This window comes from Bacillus sp. NPDC060175 (assembly GCF_042728695.1).
Lineage (GTDB): Bacteria > Bacillota > Bacilli > Bacillales > Bacillaceae_G > Bacillus_A.
Genome location: NZ_JBHWYR010000006.1, coordinates 63,494 through 89,443, shown reverse-complemented (window position 1 = coordinate 89,443; position 25,950 = coordinate 63,494). Strand labels below are relative to the sequence as shown.

The following is a 25,950-nucleotide window of genomic DNA, read 5'->3' as shown; positions in this document are numbered from 1 at the left end:
ATGTTCCAAAGAAGCTTTGGATAAAGAAATCCAAGGCTTTTTTGTGTGTATATATTCATGACATCATCTACCGCATTTTGCTGAAGAATAAGAGGAGATTTGTAAGTAAGCATTGAATTATAGTAATGATGCATATAATGGAGAGGGGGCTCGTTCATGTCATTTAAAGACTATGAATATAAACGGCCAAATATTGAAGAATTAAAAGAGAAGTTTATTGTTGCTTTAGAAAAGTTCGATAAGGCAAAAACGCTTGAAGAACAACAACAAGTAATTAATTCAATTAATGAAATTCGTAATGATTTTGGTACAATGGGGAACCTTTGTTACATTCGTCATTCTGTTGATACGACAGATGTTTTTTATAAGGAAGAGCAAGATTTCTTTGATGAATACTCACCAGTTGTGCAAGGCTATGGAACAAAATATTATAAGGCATTAATTAATTCTCCATTCCGTGAAGAATTAGAAGCGTATTATGGAAAGCAATTATTTGCTCTAGCTGAATGTGATTTAAAAACATATTCAGATGAAGTAGTGAAAGATTTACAATTAGAGAATAAATTGTCTTCACAATATACACAGTTATTAGCATCTGCAAAAATTGACTTTGCAGGAGAAGAAAGAACGTTATCGCAACTTATTCCGTTTATGCAAGGAAAAGAAAGAAGCGAACGTAAAGCAGCAAGTGAAGCATACTACGGATTTTTAGCTGAGAATGAGGAAGAGTTAGATCGTATTTATGATGAGCTTGTTAAAGTGAGAACGAAAATCGCAAAAACACTTGGTTTTAAAAACTTTGTTGAATTAGGATATGCAAGAATGTATCGTACAGATTATAACGCTGAAATGGTAGCGAACTATCGTCAGCAAGTATTAGATTATATCGTTCCGGTTGCAACAGAGTTAAGAAATAGACAAAAAGCACGCATTGGTGTAGAAAAGCTCGCTTATTATGATGAAAACTTTGAGTTTGCTACAGGTAATCCAACTCCAAAAGGCGATGCCGATTGGATTATTAATCACGGGAAAACGATGTATAAAGAATTATCAGCTGAAACAGATGAATTTTTTAATTTCATGCTAGATAATGATTTATTAGATTTAGTTGCGAAAAAAGGAAAAGCTGGTGGTGGATATTGTACATATATCGAGAATTATAAAGCGCCATTCATCTTCTCAAATTTTAATGGAACGTCTGGTGATATTGATGTATTAACACATGAAGCTGGTCATGCTTTCCAAGTATATGAAAGTCGTAAGTATGAAATTCCAGAATATAATTGGCCAACATATGAAGCGTGTGAAATCCATTCAATGAGTATGGAATTCTTTACATGGCCATGGATGAAGTTATTCTTTGAAGAAGATGCGGATAAATATTACTTCTCACACTTAAGTTCAGCACTTCTATTTTTACCGTACGGTGTATCTGTAGATGAATATCAACATTATGTATATGAAAATCCAGAAGCATCGCCAGCGGAACGTAAGTCAGCATGGCGCAACATAGAGAAGAAGTATTTACCACATCGTGATTATGAAGATAATGATTATTTAGAGCGTGGTGGTTTCTGGCAACGTCAAGGCCATATTTATAGCTCACCGTTCTATTATATTGACTACACGTTAGCTCAAATTTGTGCACTGCAATTTTGGAAACGTGCAAGAGATAATAGACAAGAGGCTTGGGAAGATTATGTGAATCTTTGTCAGCAAGGTGGAAGTAAATCATTCTTAGAATTAGTAGAAGTTGCAAATTTAACATCACCATTCGCTGAAGGGTGTGTAAAAAGTGTAATTACAGAAATTGAAGAGTGGTTACGTGCTGTTGACGACACAAAATTGTAAAAAACATGCACTTTTTTCACATGTTTAACATCGACATAATGGAAAAATGATGAGATAATAAAAGAAAATTCAGAATTATTTTAGGGGGTGTTTCTAATGGGGAGCACCCCTTTTCACCAACAAAAAGGGGGAAAGCACTATGCTTCAATCTAATATGGATGTTAGTTTAGAAACTTTAGTCCACTCATTACAGTCTACACGAAGCACGCTGTTATCAGAAATTGAAATGTTAAATGATACGGAGGTGAATGTAAAGCCACGCCGTGATAAATGGAGTATTATTCAAATTTTGCATCATTTGCATTTAGTTGAACAGTCTGTCACATCTGCCCTTGTATATGCTTTGCAAAAAAAAGAAAGAAAACTTGCTCCATTTAAAGACCTCCAACTTACGCTTGATCGCACACATAAACGAGAAGCTCCTCAACAAATGAAACCAACAGAAACATTAATGAAAAAACTGCAAGGAATTCAATTACTAGAACATTCACGACAAGAATTATTTCATGCACTTCATAGTGTGATAGATGAAAAAGAATTATTTGAAAATGGATTAAAACATCCTATTTTTAATGATTTGAATTTATATCAATGGGTTCAATTTTTGGATTTACACGAACAAAGACATCTTACACAGCTAAAAGAAGCGAAACATGCAATTTTACAGCGGTAAAGTAAAACTTTAATCAAGGGGCATATCACTGATTATTAGTCCGCAACAATCGGGCTGCCATCAAATAGCGGGAAAAAGGAAAAGAAGCGGCGAACCGCTTCTTTTTCCTTTTTTACTCATGCATAGTTTTATTTCTTATTTTGGAATACTACATGAGGAAGAGAAAAAGGAGTTGAAAAGTATGTCAAAGAAAAAGAGAGAAGAAGAGCGTGAATGGAAAGCTCGGAAAGAAAATCAAAAGCCGCATGGAAAGGTGAAAGCTTTTGCAGAATTAGTTGAAGGAACAGAAAAAACGTGATGAACTTCATCACGTTTTTTGTATGAGTGGGAAAGTTAATAAGAAAGTTGTACCTGTACCTTTTTCGCTTATAATATCAATCTTTCCATCCATTGCTTGAATGACGCTGAAGACGACCATCATTCCGAGTCCGGTCCCTTTTTCTTTCGTTGAGTAGAAAGGTGATCCAAGGCGTTTTACTTGTTCTTGATCCATACCAATACCTGTATCTTTTATATATAATTGTATATGCTTATGATCTGGAACTAATGTAAGAATAAGGTCACCACCGTTAGGCATAGCCTCAATACAGTTTTTAAAAATATTTAATAAGCATTGGTTCAGCTTTTGCTTTTCACCAGCTATAAAGAAGGATGTACTTTGTTTTATGTAATGTATACGAACATTTGCTAAATTGGCGAGAGGTGTGATCAAAGACAACGCATGAAGTAATTCGTCCTCTACTTGTAATTGTTGTTCTTTTTCAATACTCGGTTTTGCAAAAGTTAAGTAGTCTGTAAGAACATGATTTGCTTGTTCGATACCATTGATGGCTATGTCGATATATAATTTTCGCTCTTCCTCAGAACATGTATCCGATTGTAAAAGTTGCAAAAATCCTTTCGTTGAAGTTAAAGGATTGCGAATTTCATGAGAGATGGAAGCTGCCATTTCACCGATTAAATGAAATTTTTCAGCATTCATAAGTTCATTTTGGAGACGAACTTGCGTTTGTAATATGTGTAGCAAATATAAAATAAGGATTGTACCAAGCATCGTACATAGTTCGTACACGATAATATGTGGTATATAATCTGCCGTATTTGTAACCTCTGAAAGGAAAAATGGTATCCAGCCAAATCCGAATATGAGGCTGTAGAAGATAGCGAGTGCTATTTTTATACGATTAGAACTTCGGTTAAACAGTTTGTATGTTAATAGTAGAACAATGAATAGTAGAACCGAAGCGATAAAGGATGGGAAAACACCTACCCCTCCTAATAAAAAGCGGTATATGTTTAATACAGCTAAGATGGATGCACCGGCAATAGGACCACCTGTTAATGTACCGACAATTAATACGATATGACGCATATCAAATTGAAATCCATAATTTGTTTTTGCTGCGAAAGTGATACATAGTATGGTAGCGAGGCAACATAATACAATAAATATAGCTGAATTTAATTTAGGAGAGCGTTTCCCTTTTTGATTCCAAAATAAATGATATACAAGCATTGTAACAAGGATGGATAATATATTTAAAAAGAGATAAATAATAAAGAGTTTCAGTGGGATGCCTCCTCTCTTCTCACATTAAATTAATCATACTATAAAATGAAAGAAATGAAATATGAAATAGCGGAAAAAATCAGAAATTTTTTCTGGTAGTATACAATATGTTACAATAATCTTTGTCAATGAAAGAAGAAATTCCGTGCACTGCATGGGAGAGGTTCGCGAACTCCCTCTATAAAAAACTATGGAAACAACAATATCATTAGGTATTGTTTTGTTTTTTTATTGTGACAGTTCAAGAACGTTCTTTCTTCTTATTCGTAGTAGAGAAGGAGAATGAGTGAAATGAAAAAAGAAAAAGCAGTTGTTGTTTTTAGTGGTGGACAAGATAGTACAACATGTTTATTTTGGGCAATACAACAGTTTGCAGAAGTGGAAGCTGTAACGTTTAATTACAATCAACGTCATAAGTTGGAAATTGATTGTGCAGTGGAAATCGCGAAAGAGTTAGGAATTAAACATACGGTACTAGATATGAGTTTATTAAATCAACTTGCTCCAAATGCGTTAACGAGAACGGATATGGAGATTACACATGAAGAAGGTGAATTGCCATCAACATTTGTAGATGGACGAAATTTACTGTTTTTATCATTTGCGGCTGTATTAGCAAAACAAGTTGGAGCACGTCATATTGTAACGGGTGTATGTGAAACTGATTTCAGTGGTTATCCAGATTGTCGTGACGTGTTTGTGAAATCATTAAACGTTACATTAAATTTATCTATGGACTATCCGTTTGTTATTCATACACCACTTATGTGGATTGATAAAGCAGAGACATGGAAATTATCTGATGAACTTGGAGCATTTGAATTTGTTAGAGAAAAAACATTAACATGTTATAACGGAATCATTGGTGATGGTTGCGGTGAATGTCCAGCATGTCAACTTCGTAAAGCAGGATTAGAAACGTATCTACAAGAACGCGAAGGAGCGAGCAACTAATGGATAACTTTTTTGGATTTCGCATCGTAGAAAATTTGCAAAAAATGGACAAGGATATTCAGCGTGAACAACTCAAATATCATAATAAAAGAGTAATGGTCAGCAAGGAATTTACATTTGATGCAGCGCACCATTTACACTGCTATGAAGGGAAATGTAAAAATTTACATGGTCACACATATAAAGTCGTATTTGGAATTAGCGGATATGTAAATGAAATAGGCCTTGCAATTGACTTTGGAGATATAAAAGAGATTTGGAAAAATGAAATAGAAATTTATTTAGATCATCGTTATTTAAACGAAACATTGCCAGAAATGAATACGACTGCTGAAAATATGGTCGTTTGGATCTATGAAAAGATGGCAGAAGCATTAACGAAAGATAATCGTGCGAACGAATACAAGGGAGCTCGTGTTGAATTTGTTCGTCTTTTTGAGACGCCGACTAGTTATGCGGAAGTAAGACGGGAGTGGATGCTCGATGAGTAAAATCCCCGTCTTAGAAATATTTGGTCCGACCATTCAAGGAGAAGGGATGGTTGTAGGACAAAAGACAATGTTTATCCGTACAGCGGGCTGTGATTATAGCTGTGCTTGGTGTGATTCTGCTTTTACATGGGATGGATCGGCCAAAGATCAAATTAAACAAATGACACCGGAAGACATTTGGAATGAGCTTGTAGAAATTGGTGGAGAAAATTTTTCTCATGTTACGATTTCGGGTGGAAATCCTGTTTTGCTGAAAAATATGCAATTTCTTCTTTCTATATTAAAGGAGAATGGAATGCGAACAGCGGTAGAAACGCAAGGGAGTAAATGGCAAGATTGGTTGCTTCAAATTGATGAGGTAACGATTTCTCCAAAACCACCAAGTTCAACTATGCAAACAGATTTTCAGATGTTAGATTCTGTTATTCATAAACTAGCAGAGAAAGATTTTAGTTTAAAAGTAGTAGTATTCGATGATCAAGATTTTGAATATGCAGTTAAGATGCACGAGTGTTATCCGAATGTACCATTTTTCTTACAAGTAGGAAATGATGATACGAAAACAGTGGATGATGCGGTGCTTATAAAAAACTTATTAGAAAAATATGAATGGCTTATTGAAAAAGCTGTGAATTGTAAAGAAATGAATGATGCGAAAGTACTGCCTCAGCTTCATGCGTTAGTATGGGGAAATAAACGAGGGGTATAATGAGAAGGGATGTTTAAAATGGCAGGAAGATTAGATGAAGATTTAAAAGATGTAACATTATTAGGAAATCAAAATACAAAATATTTATTTGAATATAGCCCGGGAATTTTAGAGGTATTTGATAATAACCATCCAAACCGTGATTACTTTGTAAAATTTAATTGTCCTGAATTTACAAGTTTATGTCCGAAAACAGGACAACCAGATTTTGCAACAATTTATATTAGCTACATTCCAGAACAAAGAATGGTAGAGAGTAAATCTTTAAAGCTATATTTATTTAGCTTCCGAAATCATGGTGACTTCCACGAAGATTGCATGAACGTTATTATGAATGATTTAATTAAATTAATGGATCCACGCTATATTGAGGTATGGGGGAAATTTACACCACGTGGTGGTATTTCAATCGATCCATACTGCAACTACGGTCGCCCAGGAACGAAGTATGAACAAATGGCAGACTACCGCATGATGAACCATGATCTATATCCAGAAACAATTGATAATCGTTAATATATAATAGAAAGAAAGGATCTGTATAACATACAGATCCTTTCTTTCTATTATATTATGCATTTTGATTGATGACAGTATAGTTTTTATGACTTACAACTGTAAGAGGTTCCATATCTAGTTCTCTAAAATTCTCCATAATTGTTATATCAACAATAACGGAGTTTTGATTTACCTTTTGAACACGGCCTTGCATTCCACCTTTAAATTCAATGATATCTCCAGTTTCTGCGATCTGCATAAGCAACTCTCCTTGTTCTAGTTTTCCCAAAAAAAGAATAATTTGGGCTTTTTTATTTCCTCCTATTTTGAACTATATTTACTACTTTGTAAATGTTTCCAAAGCAAAAATTCGAAAAATATTCACTTTTTGTAAGAAAATATGTAAAAAAATATTGTTTAGGGGAGGAATGATGAAAGTGCATACATCTTTATATAGGAGTATAATGAAAGGTACAATAACCTACTAAAGTGGGAGGAATTAGGGGCGGTAAAATGAGGTTTGAAGTTGTGGGGAGCTTTATAGCGATTTTATTATTTTTATTTTCTTATATACAGTTGAAGAAAGTGCGTCATCATGAAACAACTACATATTTTGATGGACTGGATGGTGTGCACACATCGATAACACATGATAGTGGTGGGGATATATAACTTTCTTTTTATGCATGGTATGATGGCAATAAGAAATAGTACGTAATATAGTTCGTAAGTGATGAATGGGGAGTGGAAAGAATGCGAATTTCTTTTATTCGTCATGGTCGTTTGGACAGTACTATAGAGCCAATGACAATTATTTCATTTCGTGAATGGATGAAGCAATATGATTTAGGGACTACAGCAAAAGAAACTCCTATACCAATTGAAACAATTGAGATGATTGAATCAGCGAATTTGGTCGTAACGAGTGATCAGAGGCGTGCTGCGCGATCAACAGCCGAATTAACGGATTCTTTATCTTTTATGCAAAATCCTCTTTTTAGGGAAGCTGAAGTTCCAACGAGTTTTTATGCTCCAAAATGGTTGAAATGTAAACCTAATGTATGGATGTTTATTGGACGTACACGATGGATAGCTGGTTATAGTAAAGATGTTGAGTCTTATAAGGAAGTACGAGAAAGAGCAAGGCAAGCTGCTAATATGTTGCACCGCTATGCGCTCGTACATGGACGTATTGCCCTTGTAGGTCATAGTTATTTTAATGCGATGATCGGGACTGAACTGAGGGCAATGGGGTGGTCTGGTTCGCCTATTTTCCATAGGAAGCCATGGGGATGTACAACGTATACATTTCATGAGGCGATGGATGGAAATGTATTAAATACAAAATTAACTTAAAAGAGGCTGCCCCTTTGGCAGCCTCTTTCTCTACATAACAAGCAAAAAAGAATTGTCCTTTTAAGATATAGAAACCAATGACCGTAATGGTTTTATTAGATGGGCATACGGTTCGCCAACGAGCATAACGATGTTATCTTTTTTGTAACCAAGTTTTTCATATAGTGAACAAGCGCGTTTGTTTTCTAAATTAACAAGTAAGGCAATTTGTTCATGACCTTTTTCAGTTGCATGAAGTTCAGCTGCATCGATTAATTTAGAGCCAATGCCACGTCCACTGTACATATTTAAAACTGACAACGTGTCAATATAATACTCATCAAGTTCAGCTTCTTTTTCTAACGTAATGGATTCGTCTTCATGTAGTTCTCTTAAGTGGTGTACGATTGGTGCATCAAGTTGCTCAGCGTCACTACCGTGATAAACGACAATAACTCCAACTACCTTTCCATCTTGTTCAGCCACTAAACAGTTTTCATAGCTCAATCGATTATTTTCTTTTGCGAACCATGTTTCAAGTCCTAGTATCACTTTTGCTTCAACTGTGCTACCTGTGATTTTTTCAGCAATTTCGTGCAGAGCGTTATACAGTAAAGGTGCAACTCCTACCGCATCTGTCTTTTTTGCTTTCCGAATCATAGTATCCCTCCTAGTTCTATTTGTATATTGTAGCATAAAATAAAATAACAAACAGTGGATTGGAACTTTGTTATACAGAGCGTCAAAAAGTTTGATATAGAGAAGTAGCTATGTTAGTATATGATATTTAGTGCGAATATAATAAAGTGATATAGCTATAAAAATAATGAAAGTGAATTACATAATAGTAACGGGATAATTTTACCGTTGTCGACCTATAGAAGATGCGATAAAATAAACTATTACAGAGAGGTGAAATACATGGATAAACAATTAGCAAATGCAATTTTGGATCAGCTGAAAAATGGTGAAATAAAGGAGTATGTTGCGACGAAAGATGTATTTTATACGTTCAGGGAAGTTGTTGTAAATCGAGAAGATTTTAAACATATTATCGGGAACGCACAGCGCGGTGGACAGGTAATTTATGCATATTCAGAAACACCACGTTCATAAATAGAAGATAAAGGAGAGGAGAATTATGGGGGATTTTAAACAAGGCATATTGCCACATTGGGATTACATGTGGAAAGATAGAGCTGGGAATAGGTTTATGGGAATGGTTATGTATCCAGAGAAACGAAAATGTTCAGCAAAAATGCTTCGGAAAATAAAAAGAGCATATGAGCAAGCAATAGAAATTAAAGTAACTGTACAAGTTCAACATACATATCAGTACGTAGAAGGAATGATTGTATACTTTGATGAAGAAGCTCCTGTATGTACAATGCTTGATAAAGATGAGAATCCACATCATATATTTGTAAAAGATATTTTGCGTATTGAGCACCCTGAATAATTTTTTTCATAAATAAATTGAAGTTCCATAATAATAATCTTTTTCTATAATAGTTATCTTTTAGTATGTAACGAGGAACGAAAGAGTATGTATAAATATTTAATAAAGTAAAATTGATAAATGTAATCGTTTTTTGGAACAGATTATCGTTTAAGGTCTGTTCTTTTTTGCGTGATGCTGGAGAAATATATTACTCCAGCATTTACTGTTTTATGACAAAAAATATTGTTAACTTTTTAAAAAATAAGGTTAAATTCGTTGACAACTTTTTTGAAAAGCACTTTATTGACATGAGTTTTAGAATGTTGTTTCATAGTCTTTGTATTGAAAAAAATCGACGGTCATGTCGAAAAGTAAAAGTTAAAAAAAGAAAGAATTTATACATATATCTTGTGTCTTATTTTGAAACGTAATACAATATATAGAGAAATCAAGAAACGACATACAGAGAATATAGATTGGAGAGGGAGGGTCGGAAATGTTAGTTGCATATGATTCTATGACAGGAAACGTGAAGCGTTTCATCCACAAATTAAATATGCCGGCCGTTCAAATTGATGAAGCTCTAGTATTAGATGAAGACTTTATTCTTATTACGTATACAACAGGTTTTGGAAATGTACCGGAACGTGTTTTAGACTTTTTAGAACGCAATAATGAAAAATTAAAAGGCGTATCTGCAAGTGGCAATCGTAATTGGGGAGACATGTTTGGTGCAAGTGCTGACAAAATTTCTACTAAATATGAAGTGCCTATTGTATCAAAATTTGAGTTATCTGGAACAAATAATGATGTAGAATATTTTAAAGAAAGGGTGCGGGAGATTGCGACACATTGAACTGAATAATGAAATCACGCAAATGCAGGACGGTTTTTATCAGCTTCATAAAGATAAAGAGGCATTAGAAGTCTTTATGGAAGAAGCTAGAGAGAATACCGTTCATTTTAATAGCGTGGCAGAGCGAATGGAGTATATGAAAGAACATGATTACTATTACAACGTTCTGGACGAGTATAGCTTGGAGGAAGTAGAAGGAGTTTATAACATCGCTTATGGTGAAAACTTCGAGTTCCAATCTTATATGGCAGCATCTAAGTTCTATAAAGATTATGCGTTAAAAACGAATGATCAAAAACAATACTTAGAAAGCTATGAAGATCGTGTAGCAATTGTTTCATTATACTTAGGACGCGGTGATGTTGCGAAGGCAAAACACTTCGCAAGCATGATTGTAAAACAAAACTACCAACCAGCGACACCAACCTTTTTAAATGCGGGACGAAGCAGAAGAGGAGAAATGGTGTCTTGTTTCTTGTTAGAGATGGACGATAGCTTAAATTCAATCGGCTTTAACATTAATACTGCAATGCAATTATCGAAAATCGGTGGTGGAGTAGCTTTAAACTTATCTAAGCTACGCGCACGTGGTGAGCAAATTAAAGGTATTGATAACGCCGCAAGTGGTGTAGTGCCTGTTATGAAATTGCTTGAAGATTCGTTTTCATATGCGAATCAACTTGGCCAACGAAAAGGTGCCGGAGCTGTATACTTAAACATTTTCCATTGGGATATTATTGAATTCCTTGATACAAAAAAAATAAATGCCGATGAGAAGAGCCGTATTCAGTCTCTATCAATCGGAATTATCGTTCCAAGTAAGTTCTTTGAGCTTGCTGAGAAAAACGAACCTTTCCATGTTTTCGCGCCTTATACAGTATTTAAAGAGTACGGAAAACATTTAGATGATATAGATATCGACGAAATGTACGATGAATTAATGAGCAATCCGAAAGTGAAGAAGAAGCCACTAGATATTAGTGCGCGTGATATGCTTATTAAAATTGCTATGATTCAGCTTGAGTCTGGTTACCCATACTTAATGTTTAAATCAAATGCAAATAACCAACATCCACTGAAGGATATTGGAACTGTGAAGATGTCGAACTTGTGTTAAATATGTAGCACCTTCTAGTAGAAATGCTAGTCGAAAACTCCGTTAAACGGGGAAAGCCTCAAGTTTGAGGTAACCTACCGTGCTAAATCTTATCTTAGAATGAAAATATAAAAGTTCAGAATGTATCTTATTATTTTGTATAGCAGAGTTATTGAACAACATAAAGTAATAAGAGACTTTCTGAAAGATTAAGATAAGTAAAAGCCTAACGACTATCCCATTTGGGAGTAGAGCGCAAGCGATTGGCGTTCGAAAAGCGGAGCACCTAACCAGGTAATGCTGTAGGTGGTGATATAGTCTGTCCTGTATGGTGACATACAGCAGTTGCATGAGCAACGGACCGAGGAGTAGCGAACTCGGTTGAACATTCGAGACAGAAATCTTCCAGTTACAAGAAACTTCTGAAATAAATGATTATGGTACAGAAGACATTATCCGTCGTGATATTAACTGTAACTTAGGATCGTTAAATATCGTAAACGTAATGGAAAATAAAGAAATTCGTGAAGCAGTTCATGCGGGAATGGAAGCTTTAACAGCTGTTTCTGATATGACGATCATTCCGAATGCCCCAACTGTGAAAAAAGCAAATGATGAGCTTCATTCAGTTGGACTTGGAGCAATGAACTTACACGGATATTTAGCGAAAAATAAAATCGCTTATGAAAGTGCTGAAGCGAAAGAATTCGCTCGTACATTCTTTATGATGTTAAATTACTACTCGATTGAGAAAAGTATGGAGATTGCTAAAGAAAAAGGCGAAACATTTAAAGACTTCGATAAGTCTGATTATGCAAACGGCACATACTTTGAAAAGTATGAAACGACAGATTACAGCCCAGTAACTGAAAAAGTTCAGCAATTATTTGAAGGAATTCATATTCCAACAAAAGAAGATTGGACAAATTTAAAAGAGCAAGTACAGAAGAATGGTTTATACAACTCATATCGTCTTGCAATCGCTCCGACACAATCGATCAGTTACGTTCAAAATGCAACTTCAAGCGTAATGCCGATCGTAAGTCAAATTGAATCAAGAACGTATGCGAATGCGACAACATATTATCCAATGCCGTATTTATCAAAAGATACGTTCTGGTACTATAAATCTTCTTATGATATGAATCAGTTTAAATTAATTGATTTAATCGCAGAAGTTCAAGAACATATTGACCAAGGAATTAGTACCATTCTTTATGTTAATAGTGATATTTCAACACGTGAGTTAGCACGTTACTACATTTATGCACATAAAAAAGGCTTGAAGAGTCTTTATTATACGAGAACACGTAAATTAAGCGTGGAAGAGTGCGTGGCTTGTACCGTTTAATATAAAAAGTGAGACATTATGAGCAGGGTTTTTCTGAACCCTGCTCATGCTTAGTTATCAATTTTTTATGTTTATTTAGAGAAGGGGCGATTTAATGCGTGCGGTAAACTGGAACAAAAAAGAAGATGATTTTAGTTTAATGTTTTGGAAGCAAAACATCGCTCAGTTTTGGACAGAAGAAGAAATCGCAGTGTCTTCTGACAAAAATACTTGGGCACAATTATCAAAAGAAGAGCAAATTGCTTATAAGCGTGTATTAGGTGGTTTAACACTTTTAGATACGAAACAAGGCGGCGAAGGGATGCCTCTTGTACTTGTTCATCTTGAAAATTTACAAGCGAAAAGTGTATTAGCTTTCATGGGCGCTATGGAAGAAGTACATGCGAAGAGTTACAGTCATATTTTCACAACGTTAGCTACTGAAGAAGAAATTGATGATATTTTTGAATGGGTAGATAACCATCCATTACTTGAGAAAAAGGCTGGTATTGTTACTAGTTACTATCGTCGTTTATTAAAGCCTGAAGTAACGAAAAAAGAGTTATACATGGCAATGGTAGCAAGTGTGTTCTTAGAAAGTTACTTATTCTATAGTGGGTTCTTCTATCCACTTTACTTAGCAGGTCAAGGCAAATTGACGGCAAGTGGTGAGATTATTAACTTAATAATTCGTGACGAGTCAATTCACGGCGTATTCGTTGGTATTTTAGCACAACAAATCTTCGCGGAACTTTCTGCAGAAGAGCAACAAGAAGTACAAACGGAAACGCAAGAGTTATTAATGAAACTGTATGAAATTGAATTGGCATATACAGAAGAAATTTACACTTCTATCGGTCTTGTAGAGGATGTAAATCGTTTCGTTCGTTACAATGCGAATAAAGGACTTATGAACTTAGGGCTTGAGCCGAAGTTTGAAGAAGAAGAAATTAATCCAATCGTTTTAAATGGTTTACGTACAGATACGAAAAACCATGACTTCTTCTCTGTAAAAGGAAATGGTTACGTAAAAGCAACGAATGTTGAAAAGTTAGCAGACGATGACTTCGTATTCAATTTCTAATATAGTGTTATAGAAAAAGCTGTCTTTATAGAAAAGACAGCTTTTTTGCTATGAATAGTTTACATAATGTTATTATTTCATGGAAATATTTTAATCTTGTAAAAGCCCAATTTGTGAGGAAGTGGGAATCAAGAAAAAACACGGATTAAGGTTTTATTTTCATATTTAGTCGTATGAGAGATTGAATAACTTATGTCAAAATGAATAAAAAATGAGAAGAAATGTGGCCCAATTTCACCTATACGTTCTTTTTAATATTGAATTTTTAAACTCTAGAAATTTTGGCTTAAAAATTGCATGAATATTTAAAAAGTAACAAAAAGGGAGGTAATACTCGGTGTGACATATAGTTACTTGAAAACGCTTCCTTTTGATTGTCGATTTTTAAATGGAAATTAGATAGAGAAAGTAGGAGGAATGATAGGTGGGGAAAGTAGTTGGTTTAAAACGTTCATTAGGGCTTTGGTCAATTGTTATGCTAGGGGTCGGGTATATGACACCGATGGTTGGGTTTGATACATTTGGAATCGTTTCTGAAAAAACGGGTGGTCATGTTCCAGGAGCTTATCTTATTGCATTAGCGGGGATGCTGTTTACCGCTGCAAGCTACGGCAAAATGGTAAAGGCTTTTCCTACCGCAGGATCTGCTTATACGTATACACAGAAGACAATTAGTGCAAGGCTTGGGTTTCTTGTTGGATGGTCCGCGTTATTGGATTATTTGTTTCTACCAATGGTGAACGCACTATTAACGAGAATTTATATGTCAGCATTTTTCCCAAGTGTTCCTAGTTGGGTATGGGTAATTGGCTTTGTTCTCCTTGTTACATTAATAAATATGATTAGCGTAAATGTTACTGCTAATTTCAATACGTTCTTAGTAATATTTCAAGTGTTAGTAATGGCCGTATTTGTTTTTCTAGTTATAAAAGGCTTATTAGCGGGAGAGGGAACAGGAGAAGTTTTTTCCATTCAGCCGTTTTTTCAATCAGATATACAAATATCACCGTTAGTTGCAGGTGCAACAATTCTTTGTTTCTCATTTTTAGGTTTTGATGCAGTAACTACATTTTCAGAAGAGACACCAAACGCGGAGAAAACAATTCCTCGAGCTATTTTTCTTACTGCTTTAATCGGCGGAGTTTTATTCATTACTACTACGTATTTTACACAATCTATGTTTCCAGATACATCTGTATTTAAAAATCAAGAATCAGCATCTCCAGAAATTGCGCTATATGTTGGTGGGAAATTATTTCAAGCTTTCTTTTTAGTAGGAACCCTTATGGGGACACTTGCGTCTGGTTTAGCTTCTCATACAAGTGTATCCAGGTTATTATACGTAATGGGGCGAGATAATGTAATTCCGAAGAAAATATTCGGGTACATTCATCCTCGCTGGCGAACTCCAGTATATAATATTATTTTTGTAGGAATTATTTCGCTCTTCGCTATATTCATTGATTTAGAAACAGCAGCATCTCTTATTAACTTTGGAGCACTTATTGCATTTACATTTGTTAATTTGTCTGTAATTTCTTACTATATAATCAAGAAAAAAAGATATAAAACGATAAAAGATTTCTTGAATTATCTAGTTATGCCTATTTTGGGTGCTGCTACTGTAGCGGTACTATGGTTTAACCTCAATATCCATTCACTTATTTTGGGACTTGGCTGGGCTGCTATCGGAATTGGGTACCTCCTATATATTACGAACATGTTTCGTTCAGCTCCTCCGCAAATGCATTTTGAAGAAGTACAGGAAATATAAAAAAGCAAAAGACATCGGGAATGGATCCGATGTCTTTTGCTTTGAAGATCATGTAACCAATGCAGTATTGCATAATTCATTCAACGATTCATAAGAAAGAGGGGCAAGTCTAGGGAGGATGGCTGATAAATGATGGTCAATATAGTATTTTCATTTGGCACAATTATTGCTTTGTACAATTAGTAAAAATATAAAAGCGGGGTGTTATGGTCGTAATCCAAGCAGAAAACATAATACAGTTGAACTTGAAAATCATTTCATTGAAGGTGGTTGCAAAGTTGTAGGAATAGCACGTCTAATATGCTAGTTGCATTTTTAACCTAAAGGAGGGACCAAATGAAACTGGATATTTTATTAGAAGAAGTGGAGAGACAACAAATCGGCTATTATTGCATTTTGTCGAATAGTCATCGTTACGATATAGCTGTTACGTATTCGCAACAGTTTCTTGGAAAAGCAATGGTTACCTCAATTCAAAATGGGAGAATGGTTTTATTAAGTCAAGAAGATATTGGAGAGGAACAATATTGGGCACCAAGGCTAGGAATTGAGGTAGAAGATATAGAAGAGCTTCAAAGCTTTTTCTATATGATTCTTCAGTCACAAAGGTTAGAAGAACAATATTAATAGAATAAGAGAAAGGGATGATTGATTGTGTATTATGATATTATTACGAGTCCGTGTTATGGAATAATTGAAAAAGTGTCTATTAATAAGGATTCACGAATTTATGAATGGGAGCCATTATTCTCTATTAAAGATATGAATGGTAAACTGGAAGTAATTAAGATGGGATGTAGTGGAGAAGTTCAATCTTTAGAAGTAGAGGCAGGAGATAAAGTAATTCCAGGTATGGTATTAGCTTACATTCAAGAAGATCTTTTCGTTAGTGGTAGTGATTAATGATAGAACAATGAGGAAGATGGAGGCATTCATCTTCCTTTTTTTAGTAAGTAAAGGAAAAAACGTTTTATTTTCAGATTAATTAAAAAAATCTGTATTTAATGATACAATACAAATTACATAGTTCAAAGGAGGAATAGCAGAATGTTTTCCATTGCTCATAAAAAAATTAGACCTATTGTTTCTCTATCTATCGATCAATCTGAAAAGGAATGGAATATAGATGTTGAAAATATAAAAGAATCTTTTCTATTTTTAAAAAGAGGGGAGAAATTATTTGCATACGTTCATGTGAAGGATCTGCTATCAAATAGTAAGGGATTAACTGCTAAGGTATTGCTTTCAAATGCTGTTTCACTAGATACAATATGTCATCTTAGTAAAGATATTTCTTTAACAGCTCTTTTTCAAATTATTGGAGCGCCGATTGCGATAGTAAAAAATGAAATGGATGAGCTAACAGGATATATAAGAAGAGAGGATGTTTTTGCAGAACTATTTAAACAAGAAAATCAGAGTGTTGATATATTGAAAATTATTTTAACATCTATTCCAATGGGGATTTTTGTAGTAGATCGTGAAAAGAAAATTGTAAATTGCAATGAGTCTGGTTTGAAGATGATTAAATCGACTCCTGAAAAAATTATGAATGTACCAGCAGAACTGATTTTTAATGAAGAGCACATTAATAATGTATTTACAACTGGAAAAACGATCTTGAATCAATTACAAATCACAAATGAGATGGGTGTATTAGTTGACTATAGTCCGATTCCAAACTTTGATCAAAATATTGAAGGAATGGTTATTATTGTGCAAGATTTGCCGATGGTCGAGGACATGGCGATGGAAATTGAATATATAAAGGATTTAAATAAAGATTTACATGCAATCTTGTCTAGTATTTATGATGAAATATTAGTTGTTAATCATAAAGGGGAATTAATTCGTTATAGTGAAACTGTTATCAATGATTTTTGGGGGAGTAATTTGAAAGACCTGTTAGGAAAAAATCTTTTAGACTTAGAAAAGAAAGGATTATTTAGTCCATCTGTTACGCGATTAGTGTTGGAAAAACAAAAAAAGGTATCAGTTGTACAAGAAACAAAAAGCGGAAGAAAAATATTAGCAGTTGGAAACCCTGTATTTAATGAAAACGGAGAGCTTCATCGTATTATTATTGCCTCAAGGGATATTACCGAAGCAACGAGATTGAAGACGGAATTACATGAAATAAAGAAGATATCAAAGCAATATAAGAAGGAGTTAGATGACTTTAAAAACAAAGATCGTTTTCTTAAGAAGCTTATTTACTGTAGTCCGAAAATGGAGCAAATTATTAACCAAGCTAAAAAAATAGCAGATTTTTCTTCCAATGTTCTTATTTCCGGAGAATCTGGCGTCGGAAAAGAAGTAATTGCTCAGGCAATTCATCAACTTGGAAACCGATCTTCAAAGCCGTTTTTAAAATTAAATTGTGGTGCAATTCCAGAAACTTTGTTAGAAAGTGAACTATTTGGTTATACGAAAGGTGCTTTTACAGGAGCCGATAAAAATGGGAAAGAAGGATATTTTAAGCGAGCTGATCAAGGTATTTTATTTTTAGATGAAATTGGAGAAATGCCTTTACATTTGCAAGTGAAATTGCTTAGAGTCCTGCAGGAACAAGAAGTAATTCCTATTGGAAGTACAATACCTACGAAAATAAATGTACAAATTATTGCTGCTACAAATAAGAGTCTTGAAAAGATGGTGGAATCTGGAACGTTCCGTGAAGATTTGTTTTATCGCCTAAATGTAATTCCGTTGCGAGTTCCTCCTCTACGAGAGCGAATGGAAGATGTTCCGGTACTTGCCTTTCATTTTTTGCAACAGTTAAATGAAAAATATAATAAAAATTATCATTTAACTCCAGATGCACTTAGCTTACTAGAGTTTTACTCATGGCCAGGAAATGTACGTGAATTACAAAATATGATTGAACGTTTAGTAGTATCAGCAGACGATCCAGTAATTGAAGCGGAGTTTGTCAGTAAGTTTTTAACACCTGGTTATGACTTTAAAAAATCAAAACCAGTTATTACAAGAGTATTACCATTACAAGAAGCATTACATTCTGTAGAAGAACAATTGATTTTACTTGCAATGAAGCAGTATAAAACAACGACTAAGGCTGCAAAAGCTCTTGGAATCAGCCAATCTTCAGTGAGTCGTAAATATCAAAAAATTGTTAGTGAAAAAGGGATAGCGGCTGATATCATCTCTTATTCCTAAAAAAGGAGAAGGTCACATAGACTTCTCCTTTTTGTGTGCGCCCAGCATGTACATATTCTCTAGGGTTCAAGTCCGGGGGCATGAAGGCGGTAGCGGTAATGATTAGCGTTCCGTTTTATGCAAAATAGAATAGTGTATGCGAAAATGCATAAATTATTTGTTGTTTTTAAGAAAATAGTCAGTTTATGTATGATTCCTTTGAATTTTAAATATTGGCATGAAATTTGCTTATAAATATATAAACGATCGATAAAGGAGGATTCAATATAGTGCTAGATTTAAAAATGTATGTAAATGGTGAATGGAGAGACTCTAGTAATCAAGAGAAAAGAACGATTATTAACCCTGCGAATGGCAAGGGTATAGCATATGCACCTGAGGGAACGATTGAGGATGCAAAATACGCGATAGAAGTGGCAAGAGCGGCTTTCGATAGCGGAATTTGGTCAGAAACATCAACTGCTCAAAGGGCATCATATTTATTTAAAATAGCAGATGAAATTGATAAAAATATGGAAGAATTAGTGTACCTTGAAACAATGGATAATGGAAAAACGTACCGTGAGGCAGAAGGAGATATTGGAGATGCAGCGGCTTGTTTTCGCTATTATGCCGGATTGATTACAAAGCCAGATGGTCAAACATATCATGTAGCCGATCCGATGCAAGCGATGGTTGTAAGAGAGCCAGTTGGTGTTTGTGGATTAATTGTTCCATGGAATTATCCACTATTGATGAGTGTATGGAAAATTGCACCTGCTTTAGCAGCTGGAAATACAATTGTGTTTAAACCTTCTGAAGTGACACCAATCACTGTAACAAAGCTATTCGAAATCCTTGAAAAAGTAGGGCTACCAAAAGGTGTTGCCAATATGGTAATGGGGGCCGGTCCAATAGTAGGAAATGAAATTGCAGCGAGTAATAAAGTGGACATGATTTCCTTTACAGGTGGAACAAAAACAGGTAAGCACATTATGAGAACAGCGGCAGATAATATGAAAAAGATTTCGTTAGAACTTGGAGGGAAATCTCCAAATATTATTTTTGCAGATGCAGATTTTGAGACCGCTATTGATTATGCTCTATTCGGTATTTATGCAGGTAGCGGACAAGTATGTTCAGCAGGATCAAGAATCCTTGTAGAAGAAAAGATTTATGATAAATTTGTTAATAGTTTTGTAGAGCGAGCACAGCAAATTAACGTTGGGCCTGGTGATAATCCAGAATCAGAAATGGGGCCACTTGTAAGTCAAGAACATATGGAAAAAGTATTACGTTATATTGAAATTGGGAAAGACGAAGGTGCAAACGTTGCTTGCGGAGGTAGACGAATAATGGAGGATGGAAAAGGTGATGGTTTCTTTATTGAACCAACAGTCTTTGTCAATGTAAAACCTGATATGCGTATTGTCCAGGAAGAAATCTTCGGTCCTGTTGTAGTAATTCAAAAGTTTAAAGACGAACAGGAAGCAATTGAGTTGGCAAACGGTACAGACTATGGTTTGGCTGGAGGGGTATTTACAGTTGATGGTGCAAAAGCAATGCGTGTGATTCGCAAACTTCGCGCAGGAATTACGTGGATTAATAGCTATCATCCAACATACAATGAGGCACCTTGGGGCGGATATAAGCAAAGTGGTATAGGTCGTAGTCTAGGAACGTTTGGTTTAGAAGAATTTCAAGAAATTAAGCAGATTAATATAAATCTAGAAGTAGAACCAATAGGTTGGTTTGCAAATAAAAAAAATGTAGGAGTGAATTAGATGGGAACGAACGTAGAAAATAAATTGAATGAGAAAGATGTAAAAGGTTCAAATGTAAATGAGTATATTACGAAAGTACTACAGTTAATTGAAAAAGAAAAGGTTACTGAAGAAGAGGCAAACTGGATTCAAAAAGAAACAGTAGACGGATTTAGAGAGCATGTAAACCCTGGTTTTCTTGCTTATAGAAAAACAGTAACAAAAGATGGACAATTTGCAGCAGTAGAGTGGTCAGATGAAGGATCTTGTTTCATGGATATTAACGGTAAAAGATATATTGACTGTTTAGGTGGATTTGGAATTTATAATGTTGGTCACCGTAATCCGAAAGTGGTAAAAGCTGTGACAGATCAATTAAAACGTCAAGCATTGCACAGTCAGGATTTACTGGATCCACTTCGAGCAATGCTTGCAAAGATTTTAGCGGATATTACACCTGGTGATTTGAAATACGCCTTCTTTACAAACAGTGGTACAGAAAGTGTGGAGGCAGCATTAAAACTAGCAAAAATGTATAGTGAGCGAACAACGTTCATTGCTACAACTCGTGCCTTCCATGGTAAGAGCCTTGGTTCCTTATCCGGAACGGCAAAAGGAATGTTCCGTAAGCCATTCTTACCATTGATTCCAGGTTTTCGTCACGTTCCATTTGGCGACATTGAGATGATGAGAAAAACATTTGAGACATGTGCATTAGTAGGAGAAGATGTTGCAGCAGTTATTTTAGAGCCAATTCAAGGGGAGGGCGGCATTATTTTACCTCCAGAAAATTATTTGAAACAAGTGCGAGAGCTTTGTGATGAGTTTGGATCACTCCTTATTTTTGATGAAGTGCAAACTGGAATGGGTCGTACAGGCAAAATGTTTGCGGCAGAATTATATGATGTTGTGCCGGATATTATTTGTCTTGCGAAGGCGTTTGGTGGAGGTGTAATGCCGGCGGGAGCTATTGTTGCGAAAGAAACAGTATTCAAAAGTTGGTTTGAAAATCCATTTATGCATACAACAACATTTGGAGGAAATCCTCTTGCATGTGCTGCTGCAATTGCAACAATCCATGTATTATTGGAAGAGAAATTACCGGAACGAGCTATGGAAGTTGGGGAGTATTTCTTGAATGGATTGAAACAAGCAGCAGAAGGGCACGAAGATAAAATCTTTGAAATTCGTGGTCAAGGTTTAATGATTGGGATTGAATTCCATAAAGACGAGATTGGTTATGAAGTGTCAAAGGCGATGTTTGATCAAGGAATTCTTGTTGCGGGAACATTAATTAACTCAAAAACAATTCGTATTGAACCATCCCTTACAATTAGTTATGAAGAAGTAGATACAGTTATTAATACGTTTAAATCTGTGCTAACTCAAGTAAAAGTAAAATAGATTTTGTATAAGGTTATATGTGAATTCAAACGATTGAAACTATAATCAGAATAGATTTATTTATATTTTATTACAGGAAGGCAGTGTAACGAAAAGTTACACTGCCTTTTTATTACATTTTTTGTTGTAAGTATTTACATGTAATTTGTCTTAGTGTACTATTTAACTAACACACTAAGACAGGAGGGGAGAAATGAAAATCGAATTTTCTCCAAATACACCAATTTATATTCAGGTAATGGAATACACAAAGAAAGAAATTGTAACGGGTCATTTATTGCCTGGTGATAAAATTCCCTCCGTACGTGAATTAGCGAGTGAATTGCAAGTAAATCCAAATACGATTCAGCGTACATTTCAAGAACTAGAACGGGATGGAGTTGTTGTAACACGTAGAGGAATGGGGCGATATGTAACGAATGAAGGGGAGAAAATTATGGAGCTGCGAAAAGATATGGCGAAAGAATTACTTCATTCTTTTATAGATGGAATGGACAATTTAGGTTTTTCAGAAGAAGAAATTCTTTCAATTCTTCGTTCTTCATTAAATAAGAAAAGGGAGGAGAACGAATGACAGAGCTATTAAAAATAGAAAATCTATGGAAGCGATATGGATTGAAAGCAGTAATCCGGGAATTAAGCATAGAGATTACAGAAGGAAAAATCGTTGGGCTTGTTGGAGATAACGGGAGCGGGAAAACGACATTATTGAAAATGATTGCAGGGCTGCAGCATCCTTCAGAAGGTAGCATAGCAATTAACGGTAAAAAAATAGGGTTAGAGACGAAAGAAATCGTTTCATTTATGTCTGATAAGCCAGTCTTTGATGATTGGATGACTGTAAAAGATGCATTATTCTTTTATAGAGATTTTTATAAAGACTTTGATATTCAAAAAGCAGTAGATACGATTGCGGAATTTAAAATACCATTAGAAGAAAAAATTACAGCATTATCAAAAGGTATGGTTGAAAAGCTTCAAATTATTTTAACGTTTTCTCGAAAAGCGAAGTTATACGTACTGGATGAACCACTTGGCGGGATTGATCTTGTTTCTAGAGAACACGTACTTGAGCTAATCCTTAAATTTTATCGTGAAGATTGTACGCTGATTATATCGACTCATTTAATAAGAGAAATCGAAAATATATTTGATGAAGTAATCTTTTTGAAAGATGGAGAAATAATATTGCATGAAAATGTGGAAGAACTACGATTTCAAAAGGGCAAAGCAGTACATGAGCTGTTTAAGGAGGCCTATGGGAAATGAGTCAGCTTTTTCGTTATCTGTATAATTGTAATAAGAGAAAGATAGCCATTATTTACTTCGGATTTATTACAGTTTCATTAATTCTTTTATTTAATATGAAAGGAGTTTCAGGAGTTAGAATTTCAGGTAGGCAAGATATAATCATTATTATATTTTTTATCGTACTAAGTATAAATGGATTTGCAATTCTTCTAACAGGTATATCGTCTTTTCGAAAAATGCTAAAAAGCTCTATGCTACGTTATACTTCTATTTCAGCACAAAAGTATATATGTGCAAATGTTTTATTTTGTGTACTACTCTTTATGATTTTGCTAGGAATAGGAATCATTTTTCTATACTATTTTTCTTTAAATATTTACAATGGAAAAACAGATTTAGGTGTTCAGCAAGCAATCCACAGTTTATATGATTATGGAATATTACATCATTTGTTATCTATTTTTTTATGGGGACTAGATTTTATTAATATGCTAGTTTCTATTTATTTAATTATAGTAATTGTAAAACTATTCAATGTGAAATCATCGATGAACAAGATTGTTTGCGTAGTTTTATTCGTCGTTTTTATCGCATTTAATGGGGGAATAACGTATATTTTTCAGCAAATAGAAAAGTACGTGTTTGCTATAAATAATATTGGATTTATAGATCAAGATGGTTTTTTAAATACATCATTCTATTCTGGTACAGAGATTACAGTTTTAAATCTATGTTTTAATTGTTTATTAACAATTATATTACTAGTAGTTACAGGTCGCGTAATCGATAAAAAACTAGAAGTCTAAAGGAGGAGTCAGCATTGGGAAACGTAGTAGTGAAATTAGAAAATGTTCGAAAAAAGATTGGTAAGACAGAAATTATTCAGGGCTTATCATTTGAGGTTCAAGAAGGAGAAGTATACGGGTTCCTTGGACCGAACGGTAGTGGTAAGACGATGACAATTCGTATGATGACAGGTCTTATTTCGATGACAGAAGGTGATATTACAATTTGTGGCCATAGTATCCGCACAGAGCGTGAAAAGGCGCTAGAGCAAATTGGAGCGATTGTAGAAAATCCCGAGTTATATGATTATATGACAGGAATGCAAAACTTAAAGCAGTTTGCAAACATGGCAATTACCCCAATTAGTAAAGAGCGTATCGCTGAAATTGTAAAGCTTGTTGATTTAGAGCATGCCATTCATAAAAAGGTGAAAACATATTCACTTGGAATGAAACAACGCCTAGGAATCGCACAAGCGTTACTTCATCAACCAAAAATATTAATTTTAGATGAACCGACAAACGGATTAGATCCAGCTGGTATTCGCCAAATTCGTGACTATTTACAACGATTAGCGAAGGAAGAAAATATTGCAGTCATTGTATCAAGTCATTTATTAAGTGAAATTGAATTAATGTGTGACCGCGTCGTTATTATAAAGCAAGGTGAGTTTGTGCAAGAGTATAACTTACATGAACAAGCGAAGCATGATGAAACGGTAGTTGTAGCGTTTGAAGTAGATCAAGTTCAGAAAGCAAATGAAATCATTGAAGGTAAGGAACAAGGGAATGTAATTGTGACATCTATAATGAAAGAAGAGATTCCGCAAATTGTAAAAGAGCTAGTAAATGCTGATGTACTCGTATACGGTGTTACTGTTCAAAATAAAACGTTAGAGGATGAATTCTTAGCGATTACAGGGGGAGTGAAAGCGTAATGTTTAAATTAATTCAAAATGAATTTTTGAAGTTACATGCGAAAAAAGGTATGTATATTTTAATAGGTGTAATTGCAGCATTGGAGATTTTGGGAGTTTTAGCGATGCTGAAATGGGGAGGAGGACATGAGTTTAAAGGATCATATTTAGATTTTGTAAGTTCAGATATTGGTTTAATTACCTTGTTTGCAACAATTTTTGGAATTACGATTGCTTCTCGTACAATTACTGATGAGTTTCAAAAAGGTACAATTAAGCAGTTATTAATCCGTCCGAGAAAACGAATTACAGTTTTGTTCTCTAAATATATTACAGTGTTACTTACTATATTATTTATCATATTTGCTAGCACGTTAATCGCAATGATTATTGGCGGGATTGTAATGGATGGTAGTAAAACAGAATTAACGTTAGGAATCATAATGAAGTCCATTTTATATCAAGTACTTTCACCGTTCTTCTTTGCAACTCTTGCCTTTTTCTTAGCAAACGTATTTAGAAAGTCTGTATTACCATTAATTATTACGTTGTTCCTATTTTTCTTGCAAGGAGCAATTAATATGGTGCTAATAATGTTTGCAAAAGGTGTAGCGAAATTTGTTGTGTTCTTCCATTTAAATTTAAGTGTTTACGACAGCAATAAATTAGTAAGTGGCGGAGTAGAACCACCATTTACAGAATTTACGTTTACAACTTCATTGTTACTTGTAGTTGCATACTTTGCAGTATTACTTGTAGCATCAAGTGTATTATTCCAAAAACGTGACGTATTATAATAGAAAAAATCCCCGTGTTAACGGGGATTTTTATTAACCAATTTTTTTTGATTTATATAGTTTTTAAGTGTGGCAAATACATATTTACTTAGGAATATAATTGTAACTAAGTTGAAGAACATCGATATCGTATATCAAATAAGATCGTTATTATATAATTTAATAGATATGTTGTTCGAAAGCACCTGAGAAAAATAGGGAGATTTTCAACTATA

At 34.6% G+C, this 25,950-nt stretch carries 28 protein-coding genes, 1 pseudogene and 1 riboswitch; of the genes and pseudogenes, 26 read left to right on the top strand and 3 right to left on the bottom strand.

The features are described from left to right. Positions 1-156 precede the first annotated feature (156 nt). From ACFWDE_RS05415 to ACFWDE_RS05405, 3 genes are all read left to right on the top strand, one after another. Entirely contained in the window at positions 157-1,851 is a 1,695-nt protein-coding gene (locus ACFWDE_RS05415) for a M3 family oligoendopeptidase (RefSeq protein WP_377890599.1), read from the top strand. Positions 1,852-1,990: 139 nt separating this feature from the next. After that, on the top strand, positions 1,991-2,524 hold the full coding sequence (locus ACFWDE_RS05410; protein ID WP_002149622.1) for a DinB family protein: 534 nt from the start codon (positions 1,991-1,993) through the stop codon (positions 2,522-2,524). A gap of 181 nt (positions 2,525-2,705) precedes the next feature. Further along, on the top strand, positions 2,706-2,822 hold the full coding sequence (locus ACFWDE_RS05405; RefSeq protein WP_377890596.1) for a DUF6254 family protein: 117 nt from the start codon (positions 2,706-2,708) through the stop codon (positions 2,820-2,822). A 9-nt stretch (positions 2,823-2,831) separates the two neighbouring features. On the opposite strand, the gene ACFWDE_RS05400 is transcribed toward ACFWDE_RS05405, so the two are convergent. Then, a complete protein-coding gene (locus ACFWDE_RS05400; protein WP_377890594.1) occupies positions 2,832-4,040 on the bottom strand; it encodes an ATP-binding protein in 1,209 nt (402 codons plus the stop codon). Between the two features lie 208 nt (positions 4,041-4,248). Then, a riboswitch (PreQ1 riboswitch) is annotated at positions 4,249-4,292 on the top strand. A 93-nt stretch (positions 4,293-4,385) separates the two neighbouring features. Here ACFWDE_RS05400 and queC point away from each other — a divergent pair. Genes queC through queF form a run of 4 tightly spaced genes read left to right on the top strand, consistent with a single transcriptional unit; the run spans position 4,386 to position 6,764 of the window. After that, entirely contained in the window at positions 4,386-5,048 is a 663-nt protein-coding gene (gene queC, locus ACFWDE_RS05395) for a 7-cyano-7-deazaguanine synthase QueC (protein ID WP_377890592.1), read from the top strand. Further along, on the top strand, positions 5,048-5,539 hold the full coding sequence (gene queD, locus ACFWDE_RS05390; RefSeq protein ID WP_002011526.1) for a 6-carboxytetrahydropterin synthase QueD: 492 nt from the start codon (positions 5,048-5,050) through the stop codon (positions 5,537-5,539). Before queC ends, queD begins: the two co-directional genes overlap by 1 nt. Continuing rightward, on the top strand, positions 5,532-6,248 hold the full coding sequence (gene queE, locus ACFWDE_RS05385; protein WP_377890590.1) for a 7-carboxy-7-deazaguanine synthase QueE: 717 nt from the start codon (positions 5,532-5,534) through the stop codon (positions 6,246-6,248). Before queD ends, queE begins: the two co-directional genes overlap by 8 nt. 18 nt (positions 6,249-6,266) lie before the next feature. Next, positions 6,267-6,764 (top strand): preQ(1) synthase, encoded by a 498-nt coding sequence (queF, locus tag ACFWDE_RS05380; protein ID WP_002117354.1) that lies wholly within the window; start codon positions 6,267-6,269, stop codon positions 6,762-6,764. Between the two features lie 55 nt (positions 6,765-6,819). Here queF and ACFWDE_RS05375 read toward each other — a convergent pair whose 3' ends face one another. Next, the gene (locus ACFWDE_RS05375) at positions 6,820-7,005 is read right to left on the bottom strand and encodes a YkvS family protein (RefSeq protein WP_001165081.1); all 186 of its coding nucleotides are present in this window, start codon (positions 7,003-7,005) and stop codon (positions 6,820-6,822) included. Positions 7,006-7,259: 254 nt separating this feature from the next. Between ACFWDE_RS05375 and ACFWDE_RS05370 the strand changes: the two genes are divergently transcribed. Next, positions 7,260-7,418: a hypothetical protein gene (locus ACFWDE_RS05370; protein WP_377890586.1), complete on the top strand. Its 159-nt coding sequence runs from the start codon at positions 7,260-7,262 to the stop codon at positions 7,416-7,418. An 81-nt stretch (positions 7,419-7,499) separates the two neighbouring features. Next, the gene (locus ACFWDE_RS05365) at positions 7,500-8,102 is read left to right on the top strand and encodes a histidine phosphatase family protein (protein WP_377890584.1); all 603 of its coding nucleotides are present in this window, start codon (positions 7,500-7,502) and stop codon (positions 8,100-8,102) included. Between the two features lie 60 nt (positions 8,103-8,162). Here ACFWDE_RS05365 and ACFWDE_RS05360 read toward each other — a convergent pair whose 3' ends face one another. Beyond that, complete coding sequence (locus ACFWDE_RS05360; protein WP_377890582.1) at positions 8,163-8,741, bottom strand: GNAT family N-acetyltransferase; 579 nt, start codon at positions 8,739-8,741, stop codon at positions 8,163-8,165. Between the two features lie 261 nt (positions 8,742-9,002). Between ACFWDE_RS05360 and ACFWDE_RS05355 the strand changes: the two genes are divergently transcribed. The 17 genes and pseudogenes from ACFWDE_RS05355 to ACFWDE_RS05275 all read left to right on the top strand — a co-directional run bounded on the left by ACFWDE_RS05355 (position 9,003) and on the right by ACFWDE_RS05275 (position 25,735). Then, positions 9,003-9,197: an abortive phage infection protein gene (locus ACFWDE_RS05355; protein ID WP_377890580.1), complete on the top strand. Its 195-nt coding sequence runs from the start codon at positions 9,003-9,005 to the stop codon at positions 9,195-9,197. 25 nt (positions 9,198-9,222) lie between these two features. Next, positions 9,223-9,540 (top strand): hypothetical protein, encoded by a 318-nt coding sequence (locus tag ACFWDE_RS05350; protein WP_002201236.1) that lies wholly within the window; start codon positions 9,223-9,225, stop codon positions 9,538-9,540. A gap of 478 nt (positions 9,541-10,018) precedes the next feature. Then, positions 10,019-10,378, top strand: a complete 360-nt coding sequence (nrdI, locus tag ACFWDE_RS05345) for a class Ib ribonucleoside-diphosphate reductase assembly flavoprotein NrdI (protein ID WP_000959445.1) — start codon at positions 10,019-10,021, stop codon at positions 10,376-10,378. Next, a pseudogene (locus ACFWDE_RS05340) lies at positions 10,365-11,492 on the top strand (ribonucleotide reductase N-terminal alpha domain-containing protein); the annotation flags it as partial. The gene nrdI and the pseudogene ACFWDE_RS05340, both read left to right, overlap by 14 nt. A 382-nt stretch (positions 11,493-11,874) precedes the next feature. Next, the gene (locus tag ACFWDE_RS05335) at positions 11,875-12,825 is read left to right on the top strand and encodes a ribonucleotide reductase large subunit (protein ID WP_377890681.1); all 951 of its coding nucleotides are present in this window, start codon (positions 11,875-11,877) and stop codon (positions 12,823-12,825) included. 94 nt (positions 12,826-12,919) lie between these two features. Then, positions 12,920-13,888: a class 1b ribonucleoside-diphosphate reductase subunit beta gene (gene nrdF / locus ACFWDE_RS05330; RefSeq protein ID WP_002149605.1), complete on the top strand. Its 969-nt coding sequence runs from the start codon at positions 12,920-12,922 to the stop codon at positions 13,886-13,888. A gap of 424 nt (positions 13,889-14,312) precedes the next feature. Next, positions 14,313-15,662 (top strand): APC family permease, encoded by a 1,350-nt coding sequence (locus ACFWDE_RS05325; RefSeq protein ID WP_377890577.1) that lies wholly within the window; start codon positions 14,313-14,315, stop codon positions 15,660-15,662. 336 nt (positions 15,663-15,998) lie between these two features. Beyond that, the gene (locus tag ACFWDE_RS05320) at positions 15,999-16,289 is read left to right on the top strand and encodes an SAV0927 family protein (protein ID WP_002149603.1); all 291 of its coding nucleotides are present in this window, start codon (positions 15,999-16,001) and stop codon (positions 16,287-16,289) included. Between the two features lie 27 nt (positions 16,290-16,316). Further along, the gene (locus ACFWDE_RS05315; RefSeq protein WP_002149602.1) at positions 16,317-16,565 is read left to right on the top strand and encodes a biotin/lipoyl attachment domain-containing protein; all 249 of its coding nucleotides are present in this window, start codon (positions 16,317-16,319) and stop codon (positions 16,563-16,565) included. A 144-nt stretch (positions 16,566-16,709) separates the two neighbouring features. After that, on the top strand, positions 16,710-18,839 hold the full coding sequence (locus ACFWDE_RS05310; protein WP_377890574.1) for a sigma 54-interacting transcriptional regulator: 2,130 nt from the start codon (positions 16,710-16,712) through the stop codon (positions 18,837-18,839). Positions 18,840-19,108: 269 nt separating this feature from the next. Further along, positions 19,109-20,602, top strand: a complete 1,494-nt coding sequence (locus tag ACFWDE_RS05305; protein WP_377890572.1) for an aldehyde dehydrogenase family protein — start codon at positions 19,109-19,111, stop codon at positions 20,600-20,602. Beyond that, complete coding sequence (locus tag ACFWDE_RS05300) at positions 20,603-21,985, top strand: putrescine aminotransferase (protein WP_002149599.1); 1,383 nt, start codon at positions 20,603-20,605, stop codon at positions 21,983-21,985. A gap of 193 nt (positions 21,986-22,178) precedes the next feature. Further along, positions 22,179-22,559, top strand: coding sequence for a GntR family transcriptional regulator (locus tag ACFWDE_RS05295; RefSeq protein WP_377890569.1), 381 nt, complete (start codon positions 22,179-22,181; stop codon positions 22,557-22,559). Further along, complete coding sequence (locus ACFWDE_RS05290) at positions 22,556-23,254, top strand: ABC transporter ATP-binding protein (RefSeq protein ID WP_377890567.1); 699 nt, start codon at positions 22,556-22,558, stop codon at positions 23,252-23,254. Before ACFWDE_RS05295 ends, ACFWDE_RS05290 begins: the two co-directional genes overlap by 4 nt. Next, the gene (locus tag ACFWDE_RS05285) at positions 23,251-24,042 is read left to right on the top strand and encodes an ABC transporter permease (protein WP_377890565.1); all 792 of its coding nucleotides are present in this window, start codon (positions 23,251-23,253) and stop codon (positions 24,040-24,042) included. Before ACFWDE_RS05290 ends, ACFWDE_RS05285 begins: the two co-directional genes overlap by 4 nt. A gap of 14 nt (positions 24,043-24,056) precedes the next feature. Then, positions 24,057-24,959, top strand: coding sequence for an ABC transporter ATP-binding protein (locus ACFWDE_RS05280; RefSeq protein WP_377890563.1), 903 nt, complete (start codon positions 24,057-24,059; stop codon positions 24,957-24,959). Continuing rightward, positions 24,959-25,735, top strand: coding sequence for an ABC transporter permease (locus tag ACFWDE_RS05275; protein WP_377890561.1), 777 nt, complete (start codon positions 24,959-24,961; stop codon positions 25,733-25,735). Before ACFWDE_RS05280 ends, ACFWDE_RS05275 begins: the two co-directional genes overlap by 1 nt. Positions 25,736-25,950 lie beyond the last annotated feature (215 nt).